This window comes from Rathayibacter sp. VKM Ac-2801 (assembly GCF_009834245.1).
In the GTDB taxonomy this organism is placed as follows: domain Bacteria; phylum Actinomycetota; class Actinomycetes; order Actinomycetales; family Microbacteriaceae; genus Rathayibacter.
Genome location: NZ_CP047183.1, coordinates 3,399,340 through 3,419,465 on the forward strand (window position 1 = coordinate 3,399,340; position 20,126 = coordinate 3,419,465).

Genomic DNA, 20,126 nt, shown 5'->3' on the forward strand with positions numbered 1-20,126 from the left:
GGACGGATGACCACGCGTGACGACCACATCGCCGACTTCGCCGAGTTCCTGACCGCCTCCCCCTCCTCGTACCACGCGGCAGCCGAGGCGGCACGGCGCCTCGAGGGAGCCGGATTCACGGGGCTGGACGAGACGCAGGCCTGGCCGGCGGACTCCGGCCGCTACTACGTCGTCCGCGACGGCGCGATCATCGCCTGGCACCTGCCCGAGGGCGCCGGGTCGACCACTCCCTTCCGCATCCTGGGCGCCCACACCGACTCCCCCGGCTTCATGCTCAAGCCCCGGCCGACGATCGGCTCGAAGGGCTGGCTGCAGGCCGGCGTCGAGATCTACGGCGGCCCGCTGCTCAACTCCTGGCTCGACCGCGAGCTCGAGCTGGCCGGGCGCGTGGTCACCCGCGACGGCTCGACGCGCCTGCTCCGGACCGGTCCGCTGCTGCGAATCCCGCAGCTCGCGATCCACCTCGACCGCACGGCGAACGAGGGCCTCACCCTCGACCGCCAGAAGCACACCGTCCCCGTGTTCGGCATCGGCGACGCCTCCGAGGTCGACCTGATCCAGCTGCTCGCTGCGCACGCCGGGCTCGACGACGCCTCCGACATCGCCGGGTACGACCTGCTCACCGCCGACACGCAGGCGCCGCGCCGCTTCGGCCTCGACGAGATGTTCCTCGCCGCCGGGCGGATGGACGACCTCAGCTCCGTGCACGCCGGCCTGGTCGCGCTCCTCGCGGCGAGCGCCGATCCCGCGGCGTTGCCCGCGCACATCAGCATGCTCGCCGCCTTCGACCACGAGGAGCTCGGCTCCGCGAGCCGGTCCGGAGCGAGCGGGCCGTTCCTCGAGGACGTCCTCTCGCGCATCGGCTCGGCCCTGGGCGCCGGCGTCGACGAGCGCGCCCGGGCGATCGCCGCCTCCTGGTGCCTCTCGGCCGACGCGGGCCACTCCGTGCACCCCAACTACTCCGAGAAGCACGACCCCGCGAACCAGCCGGTCGCCGGGAAGGGGCCGCTGCTCAAGATCAACGCGACCCAGCGCTACGCGACGGATGCGCGCGGCGCGGCGCTGTGGGCGGGCGTCTGCGAGCGCGCCGGCGTCGGGTACCAGGAGTTCGTCTCGAACAACTCGGTGCCGTGCGGATCCACGATCGGCCCGCTGACCGCGACCCGCCTCGGCATCTCCACGGTCGACGTGGGAGTCCCGCTGCTCTCGATGCACTCGGCGCGCGAGCTCGCCCACGTGGACGACCTGGTCGCCCTGACCGCGGCGATCGAGGCGTTCTTCACTCCCTGAGCCGAGTCGGCGCACGCCGGGCAGCGACGCCGGGCCCGCGCACGCAAGGCTGAGACGCCGGACCTGCGCACGCAAGGCGGGGAGGCCGGATCCTGCTCCCGGCGGGCCCGCGGCCGCTCTCAGCCTCGATCGTGCAGGTCTCAGTCGCCGGGCGGCCGCCGGCGCTGCTGCTTCGTCTCGGAGCGCTGCTGCTTCGCGGCGAGGCGTCGGCGGGTGGAGCCGCGCGTGGGCCGGGTCGGGCGCCGCGGGGCGGAGGGAGGCGCGAGGGCCGCCGTGACGATCCCGCGGAGCATCTCGAGGGCCGTCTCGCGGTTGCGCAGCTGGGAGCGCTCCTGCGCCACCGTGACGGTGACCGCTCCGGAGACGAGCCGCCGCCCGAGGCGCTCGAGCAGGCGGGAGCGCTGCTCGTCCGAGAGGGCCGTCGACTCCTCGACGTTCCAGGTGAGCTGCACGCGGCTGTCGGAGGTGTTCACGTGCTGCCCGCCGGGGCCGGAGGAGCGCGAGAACCGCCACTGCAGCTCCGATGCGGGGACGACCAGTCCCGGCCGCACCTCGAGATCCATGCGACAAGCCTGGCACGCGCCCGCCGCGGAGGGGGAGCGCCCGCGATCCGCTCCCGGGTGCGGTGTCCTCTTCCGGACATGTCCGCTACAGGCTCTTGTCCCCGCGGTGGTCACGTCCGGACACTGGAGAGGTGCCCGGGCGGCGCATCGGCCGACTCCTCATCGCCACCCGAAGGCGTCGAGGGGCCGGCCGCACCCCGTTTGCGACGATGGCGGGCATGACGATCCTCGACGGTCTCCTCGCGCGCCTCGACGAGGAGGGCGCCCGCGACGGACTGCCGCCCGGCGCCGTGGAGGCGGCCCGGCTCGCACTGGCCCGTGCTCGTGACGCGCACGATCCCGAGGAGCGGGCCGCGGCACTCGCGCCGCTCGCCCGGCAGATCTCGGACTCCTGGCCGCACGCGTCGACGCTCGGCCGGGACGTGCTCGGGTACGTGCAGGGACTGCGCCGGTAGCAGGTGCGGCCCGGGCCTCGCGCGGGCCCAGTCCTCGCGGGGGCCGAGGCCTCGCTGGGCCCCGTCCCCGCTGTGGCCCGCGGCGTCTCAGTCCTCGCGCGGCACCGTCTCGGCGAGGTCGATCTCGCCGTCGTGCAGCGCACCCGGCTCGAGCGCCTCCGGATCGTCGAGCACCTGCTCACCGGCACCGGCGTCGCTGTCGCGGTTGTGCGAGTCCGCCGCCCATGCTGTCCCGAGCGCGAAGAGCGTCGCGACGCCGTAGTGCTCCATCGCGGCGGCCACGCGGCGGCGGCCGGTCCGCGGGTTCATGCCGAGCCGGTGCGACGCGGTCTCGAGCGTGACGCCCTGGCGCATCAGCCGGAGCAGCGGGAGCCAGCTCTGATCGACGGCTCCGATCGGCGCGGCCTGCCGCCACAGCACCTCGAAGTACGACTCGACCAGCCCCGCCAGTGCCGCATGGCGCACGCCGAGCACGCTGGTCGGCTTCGTCTCGCCCCACTCGAACGGGACGGCGAGGTGATCGCCGTCGACCCAGAACCAGCTCGGCGGGCTCTCGAGGAGCCGGTACTCGACGCCCGCCGCCTGGTACGCCTGCACCCGGGCGAGCACTCGCGGGTCGCGCGCGCCGGCGGCCGGCATGATCACGCGCACCCGGTCCTTCGCCGCGAGCGCGTGCCCGAAGCGGACCGCCCGCTCCGTCGGCGGGTCGAGGAACCGCTCCACGTTCGGGAGCACCGCCACGAGCGAGCCGGAGTCGCGGCGCACCAGGTCGAACCAGAGGTCCTCGGACGCGTGCGGCCCGTGGCGGAGGAGCGTCGGTACGGGATCCGTCGTGTCCTCGCCGACCCGCCAGGCGCCGAGCAGCATCGGCAGCCCCGCGACCACGCTCTCGATCCCGTCCAGCGACTCCCTGCTCGCCCGCCGCGCCGACTCGGTGTGCCGGGCGATGGCCGCGGCCGCCCACTCCATCGGCGCCGGGAAGTCGAGCTGCTCGCCCTCGCCGCCCATGAGCCCCCGGCCGCGGAGCCGCTCGATCGCCGCGTCGACCTCGGCCTCGTCGATGTGCGTCAGCTCCGCCGCGTCGGCCAGCGTCGCCGGCCGCCCCCGCAGCAGCGCGGCCAGGAGTCCGTCGTCGTCCATGCGTCTCCTTCGCTGTGGGCCGTCACCCGAGGGTGCCGTCTCCGGGGTCCGGGGAGCAAGGGACGCGCGGCTCGTCGAGCGCGACTCCGGGTTCGATGCCCGTCGCGCCGACCTCCGCGTCGAGCGAGGACATCGTGCCGAGCGCCTCACGGCACGCCCTACGCCGGAAGCCGCCGTGCACGCTCGACCCTCGGATCCGGCGTGCACGGCGGCTTCTGGCGTGCACGGGCCAGTCCTCCACAGCAGGCGGGTCGGGCGGGCAGCGGGGGCGGGACACTCGATCCGTCACCTTCAGCCCGACGCGCCTCGAGATGCACCGTCGCGGACGAGCAGGGCCGCGGCGAACAGCCCGCCGATCGAGCCGCCGACGATCCCCACGTCGAGCGGTCGCACCGCTCCTCCTGCTGCCATGTGCGCGACCGTACCGGCGCGCGTGCGGCGCCCGTTCCTACAGACGGCGGAACAGCGCCCCTCAGGCGCGGTCGTCCGCGCGCAGCGACCGGATCATCCCGCGGAGCAGGCGCGCCGCCGCCTGCCGCTCCTCCTCCGCGAGCCCCTCCAGCATCCGCAGCTCCACCCCGCGGACGGCGGCGGAGGCCTCGGCGAGGCTGCGGCGCCCGCGCTCGGTGAGCCGGGCGGGCAGCGCCTTGCCGACCGGAGCCGCATCCGGGCGGGTGACGACCCCGTCGCGCTCGAGGGTCTGCAGCAGCACGTTCATGGACTGGCGCGTGACGAAGGCGCCGCGGGCGAGCTCCGAGTTCGAGAGGCCGGGCCGCTGGGCGAGGAGCTCGAGGCAGGAGTAGTGGGTGACCGTCATCCCGAGCGGGCGGAGCACCGCCTCCATCGCCGCGCGCAGGGCGCTCGACGCCTCCTTGAGGAGGTAGCCGAGCGAGGTCTCGAGGTCGATGCCGTCTTGACTCATGTCAGTATTCTGACATACGCTTTTCCGTGTCAGAAAGCTGACACAACCGAGGAGGAACACCATGCCCGTCACCGGCCCCGACTTCGTCTCGCTCCAGGTCCGCGACCTCGATGCGTCCCAGGCGTTCTACGAGCACTACCTCGGCCTGGTCCGCTCGCCCGCCGGCCCGCCGCACGCCGTCGTCTTCACGACCACCCCGATCGCCTTCGCCCTGCGCGACCTCGCGCCCGGCACCGACCTCGACTCCGCCTCCCGCCCCGGGGTGGGCGCCGCGATCTGGCTGCACGCGACCGGCGTGCAGGAGATCCACGACGCGCTCGTCGCCGACGGGCACAGCGTCGTCGCGGATCCGATCGACGGACCCTTCGGGCGCACCTTCACGTTCGCCGACCCGGACGGCTACCACGTCACCCTGCACGACCGCGCCTGAGCGGGGCGGGGCGCCTCAGACCATCGACCGCAGCTGAGCGGCGAAGAGGTGCAGCGAGCGGTCGACCTCGGGCAGCGCCGGCGTCCGGTTCAGGTGCCCGTGCGGCATGCCGGCGGCCAGGTGCCCGGTCACGGCGACGCCCGCCTCCGCGAGCTGGCGCAGGAGCAGCTCGGCCGACCCGCGCAGCTCGTCGTACTCGTTCACGAGGACCGTGACCGGAGGCAGACCCGCCAGCGGCGCGGAGCCGGGCAGCGCCTCGACGGGGAGGTCGGAGATCCGGCCGAGGTAGGTGCGCACCATGCCCTCGATGCTCGACGGAGGGAAGCGGAGGACCGGCGGCAGCTCCCGCAGCTCGGCCGCGATCGCGTCGTCGACGGCGGGGTTGGGGAAGTGCGCGAAGGGGTAGGCCAGGAGCACGTGCTCCGGCAGCCGCGCGCCGGCATCGCGCTCGCGGAGGACCGCGCCGAGGGCCAGGGCGGCCCCCGCGCTCGCGCCGCCGATCGCGACCGGTGTCGATCCGGCCTGCGTGCTGCGGAGGTGCCGCCAGGCGGCGTGCACGTCGTCGAGGGGGACGGGGTAGCGGACGTCGGGGCCGGCGAGCCGGTAGTCGACGGAGACGACCCGGGCCCGCGCCCGGTCGGCGAGCTCCGCCGCGACGACGTGCGACTCGCTCATGTCGACGCTGCCGGCGGCGAACCCTCCTCCGTGCACCCAGAGCAGAGCGCGCTCGGGCGCGGCGGGCACGTACACGCGTAGCGGGACCGGTCCGTGCGGGCCGGGTGCCGTCTCCGTGACGACGTCGATCCCCTCGGGCAGCGCCCAGGGCCCCGGGTCCTCCTCGAAGGCGGCCATGCGGGCGGCCTGCTCCGCGTCGAGCGGATACGCGAGGCCGTCCAGGAGGGGCAGCCGATCGGCGAGGTACGGATCGAGCGGCATCGGCGCCTCCTGCGGGGTCGGGGTCGCGGACCACGCTAGCCCGACCGCGGCGCCCAGGTCCTCGAGCGGTGCCGGCTCAGCCGCGGCGCTGCAGCAGCAGCACGCCGTCCAGGAGCACTGCGGCCGTGCCGTCGGGGGCGGTCACGGCGCGCTCCCGCGTCTCGACGAGCAGGGCGGTCCACTCGGCCGGGTCGAGGGCGAGCTCGGCGAGCTCCTCCTCGGGGGCGACGAGGTGCGCGGCTCCGTGCCGGTGCTCGTCGGCGCTCGCCCACGGCGGAGGCGCGACGTGCGAGACGACGGCGAGGCGCCCGCCCGGAGCGACGACGGAGGCCGCCCGCCGCAGCACCTCGATCCGCGGGAACTCGGCCATCGAGTGCAGGAAGCTCGCCGTCACCAGATCGAACTCCCCCACGACCGGCCAGCCCTCGGCGAGGTCGGCCTGCACGAGCTCCACCTCGGCGCCGTGCTCGGCCGCGGCCGCGCGCGCCCGGCCCAGCGCCGTCTCGGAGAGGTCGAGCCCGGTCACGCGCCAGCCGAGCGACGCGAGCCACAGCGCGTCCGCCCCCTCGCCGGCGCCGAGGTCGAGGGCGCGGCCCGGCGTCAGCGAGCCGACCAGCCCGACCAGCGTCGCGTTCGGGCGGCCCGACCAGATCCGATCGGAGTCGGCGTAGCGCGCCTCCCACTGCTCGCGTGCGGTGCTCATGCTGCTCCTCGTCCCCGGGCGCAGGGGCACCCGGGTCGAGGATGCCGCGCCGCCGCTCCGGCCGCCAGCGGTCGTGCCGAAGCGGCACGGGCGCCCGCACCCGCGGATCGGACGGCCGGACGGAGCCGGACGCCGCGCGGACCCGCCGGACGCACTTCCCCGACACGCCCCGCGCCGATTAGCGTCGGTGCATGGCCCTCCGACTCGAAGAGATCATCGTCGACTGCACCGACTTCCGCACGCTCGGCCACTGGTGGCAGGAGGCGCTCGGCTGGGACGTCGTCGACGAGGACGAGGACGGCATCGAGCTGCTCGCCCCGTCGGGCCGGGGGCCGAGCCTGCTCTTCCTCGACGTGCCCGAGCGCAAGACCGTGAAGAACCGCCTGCACCTGGATTTCGTGCCGGACGACCAGGAGGCGGAGGTCGCGCGGCTGGTCGGCCTCGGGGCGACGCGGTCCGACGTCGGGCAGGGCGAGCAGTCCTGGGTCGTGCTCGCCGACCCGGAGGGCAACGAGTTCTGCATCCTCTCGGCGCGGGAGTGAGAGCGCTTCCTCTTTCCAGGACGGTTGTCGGGAAAGCGCTTCCATGCGCACGCATCGAAAAAGAATCTGAGAAGTCAAGGGTAGAACGCTCGTTCTCGACTCCCTAGCATCGCCTCCGACGCGTTTCCCGACCGGGAACGCGCGGACCCGAGGAGTCACCGTGACCACCTACGACAGACCCGTCGCCGCCGTCGGCATGACGCAGTCGCAGCAGCAGGGCGAACTGCTCGCCGGCCGCGCCCTCGAGAACCGCGCCCTCGGCCTCTACGCGTACGCCTACCGCCTCACGCTGTCGGACTCCGCGGCGAGCGCCGCCCTCCGCCACGCCGCTGTCACCGTCCGCACCGGACGGCCGCAGGGACTCGACGACACGGGCGCCCTCGACCTGATGCGCGCCGAGGTCGGACGCGCGAGCGTCCAGCGCGGCGGTTCAGCGATGGAGCGCGCCGAGCCGGCCGCCCCGGCGATCCGCGAGGACGACCTGCTGCGCTCGGGCTTCCACCGCCGCCTGCACGCCCTGCCGACGCTCGAGCGCCAGGCCTGGCTGCTCCGCCACACGGGCGGCCACGACGTCGACGCGATCGCGGCGATGCTGCAGGAGCCCGCGGAGCGCGTCCGCTCGGCCCTCGCCTCGGCCGCCCGCACGCTGGTCGCGGGCGAGCTGGCCGAGAGCGAGTCCGCGGAGTAGCGCGGGACGAGGAGCCCGAGAGACGCCGGGTCCAGCCGGCGGCGCCCCTCAGGCGTCTGATACCCGGCCGCGACTCGGCGCGACCGGGAGGTCGGGGTCAGTCGAGGTAGTCGATGTCGTCCCACGGCTGGTGGACGTCACCGGTGTCGCGGTCGTCGTCCGGCACCTCGAGCTCCTCGAAGATCACCGGCACGCCCGTCGAGATCAGCACGCTGACCTGGCGGTTGCCCACGATCACGAAGTCGACGAGGCCTCCTCCGGCCTGCGTCGCCTCGGTGGCCGACCGCTTCAGCTCGGCGACGTCGGTCCCCTGGGACAGCCCGTAGGTCTTGCCCTCGATGGTGACGGTGGTGCGGATCATGTGGCGCTGCTGCTCCTCGGCTCGACGGATTCAGCGTACGAATCGCGGGAGAACGCTGCCAGGCCTTGCGGTGGAGGCCCGCGGCTGGCACGAGGGCTCGTGCGGGCGGCCCCCTCGACCGAGGTCAGGACGAGCGGTCGGGGCCGTTCCGGGCGGATCCGACGCTCCCGGCCTCGGTGGGACACCGAACGGCGGCGGAGTCAACCCGGGGGCGGCGTCCGAGGCGCGCCGCCTAGCGTGGACCTCGTCCGCACGATCCGCACCCAGCGACAAGGAGGATCCGATGACCGAGAAGAACACTCCCGAGGACCCGCAGACCACCGACCCCGAGCACGTCGACCCCGAGACGGGCACCGACCCCGAGGGCGACCCGGTCGAGAACCCGTCGGGCTGACGCCCGCACCGGAACGGCCCGCTGCCGCCGGGACACCGCTGAGAACGCGGCGTCCCGGGAGCAGCGGGCCGTTCCCGCGTCCGGCGCCGCCATACTGGCGGAGTGCAGGCCGAGGACGACGAGCGCAGGGATCTCGAGCGGATCCTGTCGGCCCGACCACGCGACGACGGCGCCGATGGGGACGAGCGGCGCGAGGCGCTGCGGCGGCTCGGCGAGCTGGACGCGCAGGACACGCCTCCGGGAGTGACGCGGTCCGGCGTGCAGACCGGCGCCGAGCTTCCCGGGGCGCAGCCGGGCGCGGCACCTCCCGAGACGGCGACCGACTCGCGTCTCCCCCTGTCCGAGACCGCACCCCCGCTGTCGGCGACCGCCGGATCCGGGACTCCGGAGTCGCCCGCCGAGCACCCCGACCGGCGGGCCCCGCGCGCGCAGCACCCCCGCCGCCGCCGCCTCGTGCTCGCCGCCGCGATCGTCGGCGCAGCCGCGGTGGGCGCGATCGTCCCCACCGCGCTCCTCCTCCCGCCGCCGGCCGATCCCGTCGCGTCGCCGACCCCCTCTGCGGATCCCGCCGACCGCTTCGCCACGCTCGTCGAGGGCTGGGAGCCGACCACCGACGTCCCGCCGGGCCTCGCCCTGCTCGCCGGGGAGGCCGTCGTCTACGGCTCCGGCTTCGACACCGCCGAGAACGACCGCCTGCTGATCACGGAGCCGAACGGCACCACGGTGTGCCTCGCGGTGCAGCGCCCGGACGCGTCCTTCTTCGCCGGCTGCACCGGCTCCGACGCGTTCTTCGCCGGCGAGCCTCTCCGGGTCAGCGGCACCACGCTCCGCAGCGGCGCCCCGGTGTACACGCAGATCCTCCTCCGTCCCGACGGGACGATCGAGGGCGGCTACCAGCTGATTCCGGAGTCGCCGCAGCCCGAGGCGGCGGAGCCCGGAACGGCGGAGCCCGGAACGGCGGAGCCCGGAACGGCGGAGTCCGGCACAGCGGTGCCCGGATCCGCGGAGCCCGCGACCAGCGAGCCCTGATCCGCTAGGCGCGCGTCGCCTCCGCCGCGTCCGCGATGACCGCGGCCGGGGACGCCGTCCGCTCCCACACCGCGCGCTGCCGCTCGGCGCCCGTGCCCCGCGCCAGGACCCTCTCGACGCCGCGCACCGCGACCTCCTCGTCGCCCGCCTCCGCCAGCGCCCGTCCCGCGTGATCCAGCAAGCGCGCCAGCACCGCGGAGGCGGGGGCCGGGCAGCCGTCGACCGGATCGACGAGGTCGCCGGTCGTGCCGTGGCGGCTCGCCAGCCAGGAGGAGACGGCGATCACCGGAGTGGGCAGCGGCACGGGCGGGACCCCGGCGCTCGCGTCGCGGACGGCGGTGTCGGCGAGCGCGCGGATCAGGACGGCGATCAGCGCGGAGTCCTCGGCGTGCAGCGGGACGTCGGAGATGCGCACCTCGACGGTCGGGTGCGCGCGCGAGAGGCGGGCGTCGAAGTAGAGCATCCCCTCGTCCAGCAGCACGCCGCACGAGGTGAGGGACGCGACGACGCGGCGGTACTGGGCCAGGTCGCCCCAGATCCCGACCGGGCCGGCGGTGGGCCAGCGCCCCCAGGACTGGTAGCGCCAGCTGGCGAATCCGGTGTCGACGCCGGCGCTCAGCGGGGAGTTGGTGCTCAGGGCGAGGAGGGCGGGCAGCCAGCCGCGCAGCCGGTCGAGGACCGCGATCCCCTCCTCCGGCGACCCGATCCCGACGTGGACGTGCAGGCCGCAGGTGAACTGCTCGCGGGCGACGAGGCCGAAGCGCTCGGCCATCCGGTCGTAGCGCTCGTCGGCCGAGAGATGCGGCTCGAACGCGGCGGGGCTGGTCGCGACCGCGACGGCCCGGGCGCCGACCTCGCGGGCGGAGTCGTCGGCCAGGCGGCGGCCCTCGCGCAGGCCCGCCAGCAGCGCGTCGTGCGAGCGGGCGGGTGCGCCGACCGCCTCGATCTGCTCCGCCTTGAGCTCGGCGGCCAGGGCGACCGCCGCGGAGCCGCGCACGGAGCCGAGCAGCAGTGGCGCCGCGGGCGTCGGGAGGAACGAGCCGGCGTCGACGAGGAGGTACTCCTCCTCCACCCCGAAGGTGCGGGCGCTCATCGGAGCGCCTTCCGCTCGAGTCCCCCGCCGCAGCCCACCCGGTCATCCCACCGCGCCGGGCGCCCGCCGGGCAACCGTCCTCGGCCGATGTTCAGCGTCGGGGCACGGTCGGGGACCCCCGTCCGCGTCCGGGCTGTCAAGGCCGGGTGCGGCGGGGCGCGGAGCGGCAGGATCGAAGAACACCCAGAACCGGAGGTCCCCGTGCCCGACAGCACTCCCGAGCAGGCCGAGTACGACGTCGCCGTCATCGGCGCAGGACCCGCGGGGACGGCCGCCGCCCTCCGTGCCGCGGAGCTGGGAGCGCGCGTCGTCGTGCTCGAGGCCGCGCGCGTCGGCGGCACCTGCGTCAACACCGGCTGCGTGCCCACCCGCGTCCTGGCGAAGACGGCGCGGATGATGCGCGAGACCCGCTCCGCCGGCGACTACGGGATCGAGATCGGCACTCCCGTGCTCGACTGGGCCGCGACCGTGCGCCACGTGCACGAGCGCGTCGACCTGGTGCGCTCGATCAAGCGCGAGGCGCAGCGGTTCGAGGAGGCGGGGGTCGACCTGATCCACGAGGGCCGCGCCCGCTTCGTCGACGAGAGCACCCTCGTGCTCGACAGCGGGCGGCGGATCCGCGCGCGCTCGATCATGGTCTGCGTCGGCGGGCACTCCCGGCGGCTGCCGATCCCGGGCGCCGAGCTCGCGACCGTGCCGGAGGACGTGCTCGGCCTGACGGAGCTGCCGCGCCGCGTCGCGGTGATCGGCGGCGGCAACACGGGTGCCCAGCTCGTCACGGTCTTCAACGCCTTCGGCTCGGAGGTGACGCTCCTCGACGTCGCCCCGCGGATCCTGATGACCTCCGACTCCAGCATCTCCGAGCACGTCGCCTCCGCCTTCGAGCGCCAGGGCGTCCGCGTCCGCACCGGGATCGAGACGGTGTCGGGCATCGAGCGGCAGGACGACGGCTCGCTCGCGATCGCGTGGCGCGAGGGCGGCGAGGACCGCGCGGCCGAGGTCGACGTGGTGATCATGGCCACCGGCTGGCCCGCCGACGTCGAGGACCTCGGACTCGAGAACGCGGGCATCGAGGTCGTCCGCTCGGCGATCCCCGCCGACCAGTACTTCCGCACCGTCGTGCCGCACATCTTCGCGGTCGGCGACGCGAACGGGCGCGACATGCTCGTCCAGGCGGCGCAGTTCGAGGCGGAGGCCGCCGCCGAGAACGCGGTGCTCGGCGCGAACCGGCGCACGCCCCAGTTCCTCCTGCCCGCCGGCGGATTCACTGACCCGGACTACGCGGGCGTCGGCTTCACGCAGGAGCAGGCCCGCGAGCGCGACCCGCAGTGCGTCGTCGCCTCGGTGCCGTTCTCGCACCTGGACCGCGCCGTCATCGACGACCGCGAGAACGGGTTCCTCACGCTGATCGCCGACCGGCGCCGCGAGCTGCTGCTCGGCGCGCACGCGGTGGGCGAGAACGCGATCGAGGTCGTGCAGTCGGTGACCACGGCGATGGCGGCCGGAGTCGACCTCGCGACCCTCGCGAACGTCCGCTTCGCCTACCCCACCTACAGCGCGGTGATCGGGATGGCGGCGCGCGCGCTGCTGGCCGAGCCGGCGCGGCCGTCCGAGCTGGACTGACCCGCTACCCGATCCCCGGAGCCGGCGCCAGCCCCGAACCGGCACCCCGTCGCCTCCGAACCACTGATGACGGGCACTCCCGCCCGACCCTCCGAGAGGAACCCCTGTGCCGATCCCCGCTGTCGACTACAACCACGTCCGACTCACCGTCCGCGACATCGCCGTCTCGCGTCCGTTCTACGACTCCGTCTTCGGCTTCGACGTCGCCTTCGAGGCGCCGCCGGCCGACGCGTCGCCGGAGGAGAAGGAGCAGCTGGCGTTCGTGTTCGGCGGAGTGATCTACAAGTTCCCGGGTGGACTGCTGGGCCTGCGCCCCGTCGCCCCCGGCGACGACCGCTTCGACGAGGACCGGGTCGGACTCGACCACGTCAGCTTCACCGTCCCCGACCTCGACGCGCTGAAGGCCGCCGCGGCCGTGCTCGACGATCTCGGCATCGCGCACGAGCCGATCAAGGACGCCGGCGGCATGAGCCTCCTCGAGTTCCGCGACCCCGACAACATCGCGCTGGAGATCACGTCCCCGAGCTGATCGGAGCCCGCTGATCAGATAGCGCGCGCAGCGAGATCTCCCCTGCACAAAAAGGGGAGGTCTCAATGCGCCGTCGCACGGCTCCTCGACCAGCGGGGGCGCACAGCCGGCTTCTCGAGATCCGCGGCGGTACGAAGACGGCGCCCGATCTGAGCACGCGCTTGCGCTATGAGGTCGATGGCCCCGGACGCACCGCTGTTCGGTCGAGCGATTCTTCAAGGGGCCGTGCAGAGCTGCGCCAACCCCTCTGCGCCTCGTTCGCGGGTATGGTGCTGCTACTCGCCGGCCCTCCCGTGGGCAGGTCGCCCTCGTTCGTCATCCCCGCGTCCACGGGCGCTCCGGGGTCGGTGGTGACGACCTCGTACAAACGCAACGTGCTCGACGCGACCCGTGATTCGCGTGCAGCTCGCGGGGCCGTGTGGGTGTTCGATCCGCAGCGCGTCGCGGTCGAGCCGTTCCCCTGTTGGTGGAACCTCCTTTCCTCCGTCACCGACGACACCAAGGCCGCGAAGCTCGCGCAGCACTTCGCATCCGGATCCAGCGAGGTCGGCGCCCGCGCGGATGCGCACTTCGAGCCCGGCGGGCGGGAGCTGCTGGCGGCGCTGCTGCTGGCGGCGGCGGCGCTGGACGGGCGCCCGATCACCGACGTCTATGAGTGGACGACCCAGCCGGAGGACGAGACGGCAGCGAAGATCCTGTCGGCAAGCGAGTTCCCGCTGATGGCGCGGAGCCTGCGGGGCTTCCTGCGGTTGGAGCACCGAGAGCGCGGATCGATGTTCTCGACCGCCCGCCGTATGGCGTCCTGCTTGAAGGACTCCGGCACCCGCCAGTGGGTGAACCGGCAGGGTGAGAGCGACACCCGGCCGGAGTTCGATCCGGCGGCGTTCGTGCGCTCCACCGGGACGCTCTACAGCCTGTCCAAGGAGGGAGCCGGCAGCGCCGGCCCCCTCGTCCTCGCGCTGACCGCTGCGACCGTCGAGGCCGCGGAGGAGCTGGCAGCGGTGTCGCCCGGCGGCCGGATGCAGACGCCGATGCTCGGCGTGCTCGATGAGGCGGCGAACGTGTGTCGCTGGCGCGACCTCCCCGACCTCTACAGCCACTACGGCTCGCGGGGCATCCCGATCATGGCGGTATTCCAGTCCTGGTCGCAGGGCATCGGCGTGTTCGGCAAGGAGGGCATGTTCAAGCTCTGGTCGGCCGCGAACGTGAAGCTCTACGCCGGCGGAATCTCCGAGCCGGAGTTCCTGCGCATGGTGTCCGACCTGATCGGCACCTACGACCGCGAGACGACCTCCGCGAGCATGAACAAGGGCGTGCGCTCGACCACCAGCGCGCTGAAGCGCGAACTGATCCTCGACGTCGCGGAACTGGCGAACCTCCCCACACCGAGGAAGGGCCGCAAGATCGGGCGCGCGGTGATGATGTCCTCCGGTAACCGTGCCGCGATCCTGCGCACCGTCCCGTGGTTCGACGGACCTAAGGCGCTGGTGGAGTCGATCAACGCCTCCATCGCGAACCACAAAGCGGGCAAGCCCGCACCGACCACGCCGCCTCTCGTCACTACCGCAGCTATGGAGGAAGCATGACCGCAGAGAGCTTCGACCCGTTCGGCGGCGAGGACTCGGCACCCGCCGCGGAGCACGCTCCGGCGCAAGACGAGGAGGCAGTAACGACGCACTACGGGTCCGCGGATGAGTTCGTGCGCAAGCAGCTCATCAGCACATACCGCCGCCGCGTGATCGCCTACGGCTCCGGGGGCGGCATGCGCTGGAAAGCGGCCTGGTGGGAGAGCAAGGAGGCGGTGCAGCGCATCGAGGCCCTGTGGAGGGCGTGGGAGGGCGTGGGAGGCCGCGCGACGAGACGAGACGGACGGGCCGAGCACCTGGTGGATCAACCACTGCGACCCGCACATGAACGTGCTCCTGTCGATGGAGGGGCCGTTCGCGGACTCTCGCGACGAGAACGACGTCGGGGATCCGCTGCCCTACATGCCGCCACCGGTCGGCATGTTCGAGGACGACAACCAGCCCCCGCACTACACCGAGCAGATTGTCTCCTGAAGTAGACGCGGACCTCGTCGTACCGGGTCTCGTTCACGGCATGAATCAAGAGACAAGCCGAATCGCTTACGACAGCGCCGCACTCACAACGCGAAGACGTTGCTCGACGCCGGCGCGTGATTCGGTTGCGCGGGCTCGCACGTCGGTACCTCTCACCAGCGCGGCCCGTGCGCAGGGCCGCACGATCGAGCCGCCCGAGCAAGAGCCGTCAAGAAGCAGTGCAGGCTGTGGTCCCTGGGCAAGAAAAAGACCCGCCCTCACATGGAGGGACGGGTTGGTGGTGAAACCATACCACGCCCCATCCCGTTTGTCTCACCAAGCAGTAGGTTTGTTGATCCCAGCCACAGGATCGGGGAGTTGGGATTGGTGGAAGGCGGACGCGTCGAGTCGGCGCCACCAGTGCTGTCCAACACCGTCTGAGCTGAGGCCCTTAAGTGCACCGGCGGTCGGCTTCTTCCCCGGGTTCAGCAGCCCCACTGGCACGTGCTTGCGCGCGATGGTGATGGGCAGCGCCAGATCCGAATCGTTCGAGATGACGATGGCCGCGTCAACCTGGCCCTGTAATACGTCGAAGAGGAGATGGGTCGCAACGTTCACGTCAGAACCCTTCTCCTCGCGCTTGCGGACCGTCGCAAACATGGTCCCGTCTGCTTTCCTGCGTACGCGAAGCCCGGGTGACCAGTTGAACTGTGCCTGCGAGTCGACGAGAACAGTCGGGGTCCGGGTGCCCGCCGCCTCGGCCGTCATCACCGATTCCTTCGACCAGGATGCGTAGTACCCCTCTTCGATCACGTCCGCAGAGCCATGGAGCAGCAGAGCCTTCAAGTAGAAGTAATGTCGCTGAATTTGAGCGGGGTCGGTGGCGTCGTTGACGCGGGCGGTGCAGTAGACGACGCGATCAACTACAGCTCCGCTCCAGGACGGTAGCGGGTCGCGAGTGCGCGTAGATCGAGCCACTTCCAGCCAGGCGAGTCGCCGAGGTGCGCCTGTCCGCCGTAGTGAAGCTTGAATCCGTCGACGTAGACACCAACTCGCATGGGCGTCACGCTAGTGCACCGAAAACTTCTAAGCGACTGCTGGGGGGTAGACGATGAGGTGTCTACATACGATGTGACGTCGCAACGCACGTTGGGACTTCGCAACTTGACGTTGAAAGGCTCCAGTTCCTCATGATGCCCGGCGAGCACAACTCAGCTTCCCGGGGTGAGCTCTCGGCTACGGCGGAAGCCGCCGAGGTTGATGAGCTCCGAGAGAAGCTCGATCGCCTGCAGGGCGACAAGGCACTTCTCGAGGATCTGCGAGCAGACGGGTTCGATGGTCGGAAGTACACCGTGTTCGTCACCGTGCTAGCGAAGTATGGGATCGCCGTAATCAGAGGGTGGATCCGTAGCGGTGTGATTCTCGCGAAGGTGCGCGAGCGCGGGTTTGGTGGCTTGCCCCCTGAGCCGCGCCCTAGAGCAATGAACGAGGACGAAGACACCGCCGAGGAGTTGGCGAACGAAACGGTGGCTCTCGCGCTGGTGGCCTTCAAGGACCGCGTGCTCGTGCCAGGTCGATGGGACCCCACGAAGGGCGCCTCGCTGAGCACTTTCTTCGTCGGACAGTGCTTGATGCAGTTCGGGAACGTCTACAAGCGCTGGCACACCGAATACTCCGGCCGCCCCATCGCAGTTGAGCCAGACCACCATGTCCTCGAGTCCCACATCGAGGACATCACGCACCAGACCACCGTTCGAGATGAGGCGCGACGCGTGCTGGTCCTCATCGAGGATCCTCGAGCGCGTGAAGCGTTCTGGCGTCACGCCGTGAACGGCGAGACATTCGGATCGATCGCGACCACCTTGGCGATGACCGAAAAAGCCGTCGAAAAGATGATCGCTAGAGCACGCAAGCGCGTGAGAGATGAGGGAGCAGCATGACAAGCTTCAACGCAAAAATTGAGCAATCGTCGCTGGGGGCCAAGAAGGCGGTGCAAGCTCGTAATACCGTACCGACTCGAACAGCCGCCTCAGTTGTGCACCGGGCCATCGTGATCCGCACATCGAGAAAAAGTCCGTCCGAGCGTGGGGGGAAGTGAGCGGACGACCTACATACACACAAGCGTCAGCACGCGTTGCTGATGGATGTACAACGAAAACCGGCCGCCCCCTTCGCAGTGGGACGGCCGGACGCCCTGAGGATCGTCAGGACCTGTAGCAAGAGATGACGATACCCGGAGTTGTCGGCCACCGCCATGGTGTCCCTCCACCCTCAGGCGGGAGCTCGAGGGAAGGAGGAGCCATGGCAGTTCACCGCCAGACGAGAACGGTCCGACGCGGACCCATCAAGGTCACGACCACGACCACGACCACGACGCGTCGCGTCCCCGTCAAGCGCATCCCGCGCTAAAACGACAACGAAGGAGGCCCGAAGTGGCACGGAACAGTAAGCAGACGAGCAAGCCCGCGGCGAAGGCGGCATCCAAGGTACTGCGCGGCAACTACAGCGCAACAGCCAAGAAGGCGGCCGGGAGCGCTCTGTCGCAGACCCCGGCGCACCGCCGAGGAAAGTAGCACGCTGGGGTGGGGTGGCAAACCGCCGCCTCACCCCAGTTGCGTGCGTAGACACAAATCGTCGATTGCCGGGAGCAGCCCCGACGGCGCCGATAGCAGCGGGGTCCACTCGCCGAAGAACAAAGAGCCTTGAAGCTCATGGCTTCCCGATCGCCGTCTCCAAAACCGCTCGAGAGGTATGGACGTGAAGATGAAATGGAACCCGAACGCCGACCAGATGCTCGGGCAGATGGTGGCTAACATCGCACGCGCGGTCGACGAGGTCGTCCACGAGTACGGCGGAAGACCCGTCGAAGAGATTCGACCCGTACTTGCCGCTCGATGGGCAGCGGCAAACGACGGAGCCTCGATCACTGAGCCAGACTTGACCAAGGTCGCGATTCTCATCAGTCAGGGCAAACGCGTCTGGGTCGAGCCGAACGGCAAGATCATGGCAGACGACTAGAAGCGACACCGGCAAACCAAGCCTCAGCATGGTTTGCACGCCAGTTCAGGCTTCGGGGTGGCATCATTCCACCCCACAGCCGCTCGGGCGCCCTCGCAATGAACAGGCATACGCACCCGCGCACGCGCGCGTCGGCACATCGCAGGATGTAACGCAGCCTCCCTAAGAAGCGGCGTATCGCCGATAACTGATATTATGTCATGTTTCGGTTTGAGCGCGGTTTTTGCTGCTCGCTCCGACCTGTACTCGTGCGTCCTCTGAAATCACCAAAATGTTCTGGCACGGGTGATTCAGCCCTGCCAGCCTCCTGGTGAGGATCGCGCTTCAACGCCGATGGCCGGCGGCCGATAGAGCACGCGTCGTGGATGCACCGTGTAGAGGGCGCTTCACAAGGCGAAAGAAGGACACGAGTGATCCGAAGGTGAGGATGGAGTTTTTATCGTCCGTCGTAGCTCACTGCGTATCTCGGACGTCGCGTGTCTGCGCCGGGCCGGTGTCGTTATCGCTTCAGCAGCGCTGGCGACTGAGCCAAAAACTTAAGGTTCGGGGTGGGCGGTGAGTGGCTCGGAACCGATGACCTCCAGCAGCGCGAGGTTCTCGGCGTCGCGTGAGCCTGCTGGTGCGGTGTAGAGCACGAGGTGCTGGTCGCGTTCGGTGATGGCGAGAGAATCGCAGTCGACGGTGATCGGCCCCACCAGTGTGCGGCGGAACGTCTTCCGCAGGGGTGGCGGCGTCTGGACGTCGTGCCGTTCCCAGAGCCGTGCGAACTCGGCGCTGCCGGTCTGCAGGTCGTCGATCAGTTCCGCGACGACGGGGTCTGAGGGGTACGTGGCTTGAGCGTTGCGGAGCTGCGTGACGACGCCCTCTTGAAACGCGATCTCGTCCGAGATGCCGTAGATCGCTTCCCGTGGCTGCTCTGCGGCGAGGAAGGTCTTCCTCGCGAGGTTGCGGTCGCGCGGCGGCAGCAACGAGAAGTCCTCCATGAGGGCTGCTGCGAGCTCGTTCCACGCGAGCACCTCGAAGGTGGCGGACAGGACGATGCCGGCGGTATGCGGGAGTCGTTCGAGGAGCGCGAGGACGCTCGGTCGAACGTCGCGACGGTGCAAGCCCGACGGGGTCGGAGCGGTGCCGGCGAGCCGGTGCAGGTGGTCGGACTCCTCGGACGTGAGACGGAGAGCACCTGCGATACCACCGAGGACGACGTCCGAGGGTCGAGGAGCGCGGCCCTGTTCGAGACGGGCGTAGTACTCGGTGGAGATGTGCGCGAGAACGGCGATCTCCTCCCGGCGCAGTCCCGGTGTTCTGCGGCGGGGTCCCGATGGCAGTCCGAGGTCTTCCGGCCGAAGACGCTCGCGGCGACTTCGGAGGAATGCTGCGAGCTCACCCTTGTCCATGCCCCCAGTGTGCGCCCGAGCCGGCGATGGATCCTCGTACCGTTCGTGCCTGGATGCGGATTCTTCGGGCGGCGACGGTGTTCGTATGACACACACCAACGAATCCACACCGATCGGCCTGCTGACCGGCAAAGTCATCTTCATCACCGGAGCCAGCCGTGGCATCGGCGCCGCAGCAGCTCGCCTCTTCGCCGGCGAGGGTGCCGCTGTCGTGCTGGCGGCGCGCAGCACCGGAGCGCTCGGCTCGATCGTCGACGAGATCCGCGGTCAGGGCGGCACGGCTGATGCCGTCACCATGGACCTCGCTGACCGGGCGAGTATCCGCGCCGCCGTGGACCACGTCGAGGAGTTCCACGGACGCCTCGACGGCGCCTTCAACAACGCCGGCGTGAATCAGCAGAGCATCGGTCCCCTCGACACCACTTCCGACGACGACATCGACGAGCAGTTCGCGGTGAACTTCCGTGCTCACTGGGTCGCGATGCTCGCCGAAGCAGCCCTCATGCGGAGATCCGGAGGCGGTGCGATCGTCAACACCTCCAGCATCGGCAGCCGCCGCGCCGTTCCGCCCCTGCCCGCGTACGGCGCGATGAAGCGAGCACTGAACAGCATCACCGAGACCGCGGCCGTGACCTGGGCCGGGGAAGGCATCCGCGTCAACGGGATCACGCCAGGTGGAACCGCAACGGAAATGATGGACGAGTGGGAGAAGAGGACGCCGGGCATCATCGAGGCGAACAACGCAGCCAGCCCCCTCGGCCGCATGGCGACCGCCCTCGAGGTCGCCGAAGTCGCCGGATTTCTCCTCAGCGACCGAGCCTCAGCCGTGACGGGCGCCATCGTGCCCGTTGACGGCGGCGCCGGCGCCTGAGGCAGGGGGAACGCGCGTAATAGCTTGTCTGTGCGAGGCGGATCTTCCTGGACTGGCCTCGATGTGGCGTCACGCCTCCCTTCAATCATCTGTTCCTGAGGGGGGC

22 protein-coding genes and 2 pseudogenes are annotated in these 20,126 nt (G+C 71.2%); 14 read left to right on the forward strand and 10 right to left on the reverse strand.

Translation table 11 applies throughout. The features are described 5' to 3' along the window. Window positions 1-6 precede the first annotated feature (6 nt). On the forward strand, window positions 7-1,290 hold the full coding sequence (locus tag GSU45_RS15840; RefSeq protein WP_159916392.1) for a M18 family aminopeptidase: 1,284 nt from the start codon (window positions 7-9) through the stop codon (window positions 1,288-1,290). A 140-nt stretch (window positions 1,291-1,430) separates the two neighbouring features. On the opposite strand, the gene arfB is transcribed toward GSU45_RS15840, so the two are convergent. Further along, window positions 1,431-1,853 (reverse strand): alternative ribosome rescue aminoacyl-tRNA hydrolase ArfB, encoded by a 423-nt coding sequence (arfB, locus tag GSU45_RS15845; RefSeq protein ID WP_159916394.1) that lies wholly within the window; start codon window positions 1,851-1,853, stop codon window positions 1,431-1,433. A gap of 218 nt (window positions 1,854-2,071) precedes the next feature. Between arfB and GSU45_RS15850 the strand changes: the two genes are divergently transcribed. Next, a complete protein-coding gene (locus GSU45_RS15850; protein WP_159916396.1) occupies window positions 2,072-2,308 on the forward strand; it encodes a hypothetical protein in 237 nt (78 codons plus the stop codon). Window positions 2,309-2,395: 87 nt separating this feature from the next. On the opposite strand, the gene GSU45_RS15855 is transcribed toward GSU45_RS15850, so the two are convergent. Then, window positions 2,396-3,448 (reverse strand): hypothetical protein, encoded by a 1,053-nt coding sequence (locus GSU45_RS15855; RefSeq protein ID WP_159916398.1) that lies wholly within the window; start codon window positions 3,446-3,448, stop codon window positions 2,396-2,398. Window positions 3,449-3,920: 472 nt separating this feature from the next. Next, window positions 3,921-4,370: a MarR family transcriptional regulator gene (locus GSU45_RS15860; protein ID WP_104225858.1), complete on the reverse strand. Its 450-nt coding sequence runs from the start codon at window positions 4,368-4,370 to the stop codon at window positions 3,921-3,923. A 61-nt stretch (window positions 4,371-4,431) separates the two neighbouring features. Between GSU45_RS15860 and GSU45_RS15865 the strand changes: the two genes are divergently transcribed. Then, window positions 4,432-4,800 carry a VOC family protein gene (locus tag GSU45_RS15865; protein ID WP_159916400.1) on the forward strand — a complete coding sequence of 123 codons (369 nt, stop codon included), beginning with the start codon at window positions 4,432-4,434 and terminating at the stop codon, window positions 4,798-4,800. A 15-nt stretch (window positions 4,801-4,815) separates the two neighbouring features. Here the strand turns inward: GSU45_RS15865 and GSU45_RS15870 are convergent, their stop codons facing one another. Continuing rightward, on the reverse strand, window positions 4,816-5,736 hold the full coding sequence (locus tag GSU45_RS15870; RefSeq protein WP_159916402.1) for an alpha/beta fold hydrolase: 921 nt from the start codon (window positions 5,734-5,736) through the stop codon (window positions 4,816-4,818). Between the two features lie 76 nt (window positions 5,737-5,812). Beyond that, window positions 5,813-6,439, reverse strand: a complete 627-nt coding sequence (locus tag GSU45_RS15875) for a class I SAM-dependent methyltransferase (protein WP_159916404.1) — start codon at window positions 6,437-6,439, stop codon at window positions 5,813-5,815. 191 nt (window positions 6,440-6,630) lie between these two features. Between GSU45_RS15875 and GSU45_RS15880 the strand changes: the two genes are divergently transcribed. Next, complete coding sequence (locus GSU45_RS15880; RefSeq protein ID WP_104224051.1) at window positions 6,631-6,981, forward strand: VOC family protein; 351 nt, start codon at window positions 6,631-6,633, stop codon at window positions 6,979-6,981. A gap of 160 nt (window positions 6,982-7,141) precedes the next feature. Then, window positions 7,142-7,669, forward strand: coding sequence for a hypothetical protein (locus GSU45_RS15885; RefSeq protein WP_159916406.1), 528 nt, complete (start codon window positions 7,142-7,144; stop codon window positions 7,667-7,669). A 97-nt stretch (window positions 7,670-7,766) separates the two neighbouring features. Here GSU45_RS15885 and GSU45_RS15890 read toward each other — a convergent pair whose 3' ends face one another. Next, window positions 7,767-8,030: a hypothetical protein gene (locus GSU45_RS15890; protein WP_104224053.1), complete on the reverse strand. Its 264-nt coding sequence runs from the start codon at window positions 8,028-8,030 to the stop codon at window positions 7,767-7,769. 496 nt (window positions 8,031-8,526) lie between these two features. Here GSU45_RS15890 and GSU45_RS15895 point away from each other — a divergent pair, with 496 nt between their 5' ends. Then, on the forward strand, window positions 8,527-9,453 hold the full coding sequence (locus tag GSU45_RS15895; RefSeq protein ID WP_159916408.1) for a hypothetical protein: 927 nt from the start codon (window positions 8,527-8,529) through the stop codon (window positions 9,451-9,453). A 4-nt stretch (window positions 9,454-9,457) separates the two neighbouring features. On the opposite strand, the gene GSU45_RS15900 is transcribed toward GSU45_RS15895, so the two are convergent. Further along, entirely contained in the window at window positions 9,458-10,546 is a 1,089-nt protein-coding gene (locus tag GSU45_RS15900; RefSeq protein ID WP_159916410.1) for a glutamate--cysteine ligase, read from the reverse strand. Window positions 10,547-10,747: 201 nt separating this feature from the next. On the opposite strand from GSU45_RS15900, the gene GSU45_RS15905 reads away from it, so the two are divergent. From GSU45_RS15905 to GSU45_RS17425, 4 genes and pseudogenes are all read left to right on the forward strand, one after another. Next, the gene (locus GSU45_RS15905) at window positions 10,748-12,169 is read left to right on the forward strand and encodes an NAD(P)/FAD-dependent oxidoreductase (protein ID WP_244248145.1); all 1,422 of its coding nucleotides are present in this window, start codon (window positions 10,748-10,750) and stop codon (window positions 12,167-12,169) included. Between the two features lie 106 nt (window positions 12,170-12,275). Then, window positions 12,276-12,698 (forward strand): VOC family protein, encoded by a 423-nt coding sequence (locus GSU45_RS15910; RefSeq protein WP_159916414.1) that lies wholly within the window; start codon window positions 12,276-12,278, stop codon window positions 12,696-12,698. Between the two features lie 65 nt (window positions 12,699-12,763). Next, entirely contained in the window at window positions 12,764-14,284 is a 1,521-nt protein-coding gene (locus GSU45_RS15915) for a TraM recognition domain-containing protein (RefSeq protein WP_159916416.1), read from the forward strand. A gap of 261 nt (window positions 14,285-14,545) precedes the next feature. Continuing rightward, window positions 14,546-14,758 (forward strand): annotated as a pseudogene (locus GSU45_RS17425) (DUF4913 domain-containing protein); the annotation flags it as partial. Window positions 14,759-15,070: 312 nt separating this feature from the next. Here the strand turns inward: GSU45_RS17425 and GSU45_RS17080 are convergent. Next, window positions 15,071-15,583 carry an NYN domain-containing protein gene (locus GSU45_RS17080; RefSeq protein ID WP_167302032.1) on the reverse strand — a complete coding sequence of 171 codons (513 nt, stop codon included), beginning with the start codon at window positions 15,581-15,583 and terminating at the stop codon, window positions 15,071-15,073. A 344-nt stretch (window positions 15,584-15,927) separates the two neighbouring features. Between GSU45_RS17080 and GSU45_RS15925 the strand changes: the two genes are divergently transcribed. The 3 genes from GSU45_RS15925 to GSU45_RS15930 all read left to right on the forward strand — a co-directional run bounded on the left by GSU45_RS15925 (window position 15,928) and on the right by GSU45_RS15930 (window position 17,755). Continuing rightward, window positions 15,928-16,677, forward strand: a complete 750-nt coding sequence (locus GSU45_RS15925) for a sigma factor-like helix-turn-helix DNA-binding protein (RefSeq protein WP_159916418.1) — start codon at window positions 15,928-15,930, stop codon at window positions 16,675-16,677. Between the two features lie 492 nt (window positions 16,678-17,169). After that, window positions 17,170-17,310 carry a hypothetical protein gene (locus GSU45_RS17085; RefSeq protein WP_167302062.1) on the forward strand — a complete coding sequence of 47 codons (141 nt, stop codon included), beginning with the start codon at window positions 17,170-17,172 and terminating at the stop codon, window positions 17,308-17,310. 184 nt (window positions 17,311-17,494) lie between these two features. After that, a complete protein-coding gene (locus tag GSU45_RS15930) occupies window positions 17,495-17,755 on the forward strand; it encodes a hypothetical protein (RefSeq protein ID WP_159916420.1) in 261 nt (86 codons plus the stop codon). A gap of 536 nt (window positions 17,756-18,291) precedes the next feature. On the opposite strand, the gene GSU45_RS15935 is transcribed toward GSU45_RS15930, so the two are convergent. Together GSU45_RS15935 and GSU45_RS17330 are read right to left on the reverse strand one after the other, a co-directional pair. After that, the gene (locus tag GSU45_RS15935; RefSeq protein ID WP_244248312.1) at window positions 18,292-18,861 is read right to left on the reverse strand and encodes a hypothetical protein; all 570 of its coding nucleotides are present in this window, start codon (window positions 18,859-18,861) and stop codon (window positions 18,292-18,294) included. A gap of 48 nt (window positions 18,862-18,909) precedes the next feature. Then, window positions 18,910-19,149, reverse strand: a pseudogene (locus GSU45_RS17330) (helix-turn-helix transcriptional regulator); the annotation flags it as partial. A 7-nt stretch (window positions 19,150-19,156) separates the two neighbouring features. Between GSU45_RS17330 and GSU45_RS15940 the strand changes: the two are divergent. Continuing rightward, complete coding sequence (locus GSU45_RS15940; RefSeq protein ID WP_244248146.1) at window positions 19,157-20,020, forward strand: SDR family oxidoreductase; 864 nt, start codon at window positions 19,157-19,159, stop codon at window positions 20,018-20,020. Window positions 20,021-20,126: the final 106 nt, after the last annotated feature.